The following is a 3939-nucleotide window of genomic DNA, read 5'->3' on the forward strand; positions in this document are numbered from 1 at the left end:
CGCCGAGGATGCGCAAGCCGTGCAGGAGAGCGCGCCGGCCGATGAGCCGCAGGCCGTGGCCGAGCCGTTCCTGCAAGGCAAGCGCGTGCTGATCCTGGGGCTGGGCGCCTCCGGCATGGCGATGGCGCGCTGGTGCGTGCGCGGCGGCGCCGACGTGACGGTAGCCGACACGCGTGATGCGCCTCCGCAACTGGCAAGCCTCCAGCAGGAGCTGCCGCAGGTGCGCTTCGTGGCCGGTGAGATGGATGCGGGGCTTGTCAACGGCCAGCCGCTGGACGCCGTGTACCGCTCGCCGGGATTGTTCCCGGCCACCATTGCCGCCGTGATGGAAGCCGCCGGCGCGGCGCGGATCCCGGTCGGCGGCGAGCTCGACCTGTTTGCCATGGCGTTGCGCGAGCTGGCGCAAGGCCGCGCATACCAGCCCTCCGTGCTCGCCATCACCGGCACGAACGGCAAGACCACCGTGACGTCGCTGACGGCGCTGCTCGTGCAATGCGCCGACAGGACGGTGGCGATGGCGGGCAATATCGGCCCGACGCTGCTCGATACGCTGTCGCGGCATCTCGACGAAGACACCCTGCCCGAAGTCTGGGTGCTGGAGCTTTCGAGCTTCCAGCTCGATGGCGCCAGGGGCTTCGAGCCCACGGCGGCCACGGTGCTCAACATCACGCAGGACCATCTGGACTGGCATGGCAGCCTGCAGGCCTATGCGGCCGCCAAGGCGCGCATTTTTGGCGAGAAGGCGCTCATGATCCTCAATCGTGAGGACCAGATGGTGATGGACATGCTGCCGCCGCCAGTGCGCGTCAAGCTGCAGAAGCCGCAGCTTCGCGCGCACGTGACGTTTGGCGCGGACATGCCGCAGCGGCCCGGCGATTTCGGCATCGAGATGGTGGGCGGCATGGCGTGGCTGGTGCGCGCGCACGAAGCGGATGAAACCAGCCGCAAGGCGCGCGTCCAGGATGCCGATCTGTACATCCAGCGCCTGATGCCCGCCGATGCGCTGCGCATCCGTGGCCGGCACAACGCGATGAACGCGCTGGCCGCGCTGGCGCTGGCGCATGCCGCGGGCTGCGCGCTCGCTCCGATGCTGTTCGGCCTGCGCGAGTACCGTGGCGAGCCGCATCGCGTGGATCCGGTGGGCATCGTCAATGAGGTGGAATATTTCGACGACAGCAAGGGCACGAACGTCGGCGCGACGGTTGCCGCGCTCGGCGGCCTGGGCGCTGAGCGCCGCCTGGTGGTGATCCTCGGGGGCGATGGCAAGGGGCAGGACTTCTCGCCGCTGGCGCAGCCGATCTCGCGCTATGCGCGGGCCGTGGTGCTGATCGGCCGCGATGCGCCGCAGATCGAAGCCGCGCTGCGGGATACCGGCGTGCCGCTGCTGCATGCGGCCACCATGCCCGAGGCGGTGCGGGCCGCGGCGCAGCATGCCCATGCGGGCGATGCGGTGCTGATGTCGCCGGCCTGCGCGAGCTTCGACATGTTCGACAACTACGGCCACCGCTCGCAGGTTTTCTGCGATGCGGTGAGCGCATTGGCCGATGATGCGGGACAGTTTCTGGGAGGCGATGCATGAGCACCGACGCGCAGCGCCCGAGCCTGTGGCAGCGTTTTACCGGCATGTTCGGCAGCCTCCCCGCGAAGGCCGCCGACGTGCTGCCGGTGCGTATCGGCGGCACGGAATACCGCCAGACCGCCGCGACGCCCGCGCGCATGGTGGGCTTCGACCAGGCGCTGTTGTGGGTGGTGATCGCGTTGCTCGCCTGGGGCGTGGTGATGGTGTATTCGGCATCCATCGCCATGCCGGACAATCCGCGCTTTGGCAACATCGAGCACTACCATTTCGTCAAGCGCCACGTGCTATCGCTGATCATCGGATTCATCTGCGCGTGGTTCACGTTCAAGATTCCGATGAAGGTCTGGGAACGCTATGCGCCCTGGATGTTCGTGGTCTCCATCCTGCTGCTCGTCGCGGTGCTGATTCCGCACGTGGGCACCGTCGTGAACGGCGCGCGCCGCTGGCTGTCGCTCGGGTTCATGAACTTCCAGCCGTCCGAGCTGGCCAAGCTGGCGGTGGTGATCTACGCATCCGACTACATGGTGCGCAAGATGGAGGTCAAGGAGCGATTCTTCCGCGCGGTGCTGCCGATGGCCATATCCGTCGCCGTGGTGGGCGCGCTGCTGCTGGCCGAGCCCGACATGGGCGCGTTCATGGTGATCGCCGTGGTTGCCATGGGCATCCTGTTTCTGGGCGGCGTGAATGCGCGCATGTTCTTCCTGATCGCGGCGGTGCTGCTGCTGGCGTTCGCCTGCATGGTCTGGTTCTCGGAATGGCGCCGCGAGCGGATCTTCGCCTACCTCGATCCCTGGAGCGAGAAGCACGCGCTGGGCAAGGGCTACCAGCTATCGCATGCGCTGATCGCCATCGGGCGCGGTGAGATTTTTGGCGTGGGCCTGGGCGGCAGCGTCGAGAAACTGCACTGGCTGCCCGAGGCGCACACCGATTTCCTGCTGTCGGTGATCGGCGAGGAGTTCGGCCTCGTGGGCGTGCTGATCCTGATCGTCGCTTTTCTGTGGCTCACCCGCCGCATCATGCACATCGGCCGCCAGGCCATCGCGCTCGACCGCGTGTTCTCCGGACTGGTGGCGCAGGGCATTGCGATGTGGATCGGCTTCCAGTCGTTCATCAACATGGGCGTGAATCTGGGGGCGCTTCCCACCAAGGGCCTGACCCTGCCGCTGATGAGCTTCGGCGGATCGGCCGTGCTGATGAATCTGGTCGCGCTGGCCGTGGTCCTGCGTGTCGACTATGAGAACAAGGTCCTGATGAGAGGAGGCCGCGTATGACCGCCGGGCGCACCGCACTCGTCATGGCCGGCGGCACCGGCGGCCACATCTTTCCCGGCCTGGCCGTGGCCGAAGAACTGCGCGCGCGCGGCTGGGACGTGCACTGGCTGGGCACGCCCGGCAGCATGGAGTCGCGCATCGTCCCGGCCAATGGCTTTGCGCTGGAGACCATCGATTTTTCCGGCGTGCGCGGCAAGGGGCTGAAGACGCTGGTGCTGTTGCCGCTCAATTTGCTGCGCGCCTTCTGGCAGGCGTTTGCCGTGATGCGGCGCATCAAGCCCGATGTGGTGATCGGCATGGGCGGCTACGTCACCTTCCCCGGCGGAATGATGGGTGTGCTCGCGGGCAAGCCGCTGGTGCTGCACGAGCAGAACTCCGTGGCGGGCATGGCCAACAAGGTGCTGGCCGGCGTGGCCGACCGGATCTTTACGGCGTTCCCGAATGTGTTCGGCAAAGGGCTGTGGGTGGGCAATCCGCTGCGTGAAGCGTTCACGCGCAAGCCCGATCCGGCGCAGCGCTTTGCGGGCCGCCATGGGCCGCTGCGGCTGCTGGTGGTTGGCGGAAGCCTGGGCGCGCGCGCGCTCAACGAGATCGTGCCGCAGGCGCTGGCGCTGATTCCCGAAGGGCAGCGTCCGCAGGTGGTCCACCAAAGCGGCGCCGCGCAGATCGATGCGCTGCGCGCCCATTACGAGGCGGCGGGCGTGCAGGCCACGCTCACCGCGTTCATCGACGACACCGCATCGGCATTCGCCGACGCGGACCTGATCGTCTGCCGCGCCGGCGCCAGCACCGTGACGGAAATTGCCGCCGTTGGCGCGGCCGCGGTCTATGTGCCGTTCCCCGCCGCCGTCGACGATCACCAGACCACGAACGCGAAGTTTCTGGTCGATGCGGGCGGCGGCTGGCTGATCCAGCAGCGGGATCTCGCGCCACGCGGGCTGGCGGACATGATCATGAATTTGCAGCGACCCGAGCTGCTGGAGAAGGCGCTGAAGGCCAAGTCAATGGAAAAGATGAATGCCACCCGCGAGGTGGTGGCCGCATGTGAGGAGCTGGCCCAATGAAGCACGCCATCCGTCACATTCATTT

3 protein-coding genes are annotated in these 3939 nt (G+C 67.4%); all 3 read left to right on the forward strand.

The window, feature by feature from the left end; genetic code table 11:
* The coding region (gene murD, locus ABWP92_RS16715; RefSeq protein ID WP_353236535.1) for a UDP-N-acetylmuramoyl-L-alanine--D-glutamate ligase at positions 1-1579 on the forward strand (1579 nt) is incomplete at its 5' end.
* Positions 1576-2850 carry a putative lipid II flippase FtsW gene (gene ftsW, locus ABWP92_RS16720; protein ID WP_353236536.1) on the forward strand — a complete coding sequence of 425 codons (1275 nt, stop codon included), beginning with the start codon at positions 1576-1578 and terminating at the stop codon, positions 2848-2850. The genes murD and ftsW, both read left to right, overlap by 4 nt.
* Positions 2847-3914 carry an undecaprenyldiphospho-muramoylpentapeptide beta-N-acetylglucosaminyltransferase gene (gene murG, locus ABWP92_RS16725; protein ID WP_353236537.1) on the forward strand — a complete coding sequence of 356 codons (1068 nt, stop codon included), beginning with the start codon at positions 2847-2849 and terminating at the stop codon, positions 3912-3914. The genes ftsW and murG overlap by 4 nt, the downstream gene beginning before the upstream one ends.
* The last annotated feature ends 25 nt before the right edge of the window (positions 3915-3939 follow it).

The organism is Diaphorobacter ruginosibacter (assembly GCF_040396215.1).
In the GTDB taxonomy this organism is placed as follows: Bacteria; Pseudomonadota; Gammaproteobacteria; order Burkholderiales; family Burkholderiaceae_C; genus Diaphorobacter_A; species Diaphorobacter_A ruginosibacter_A.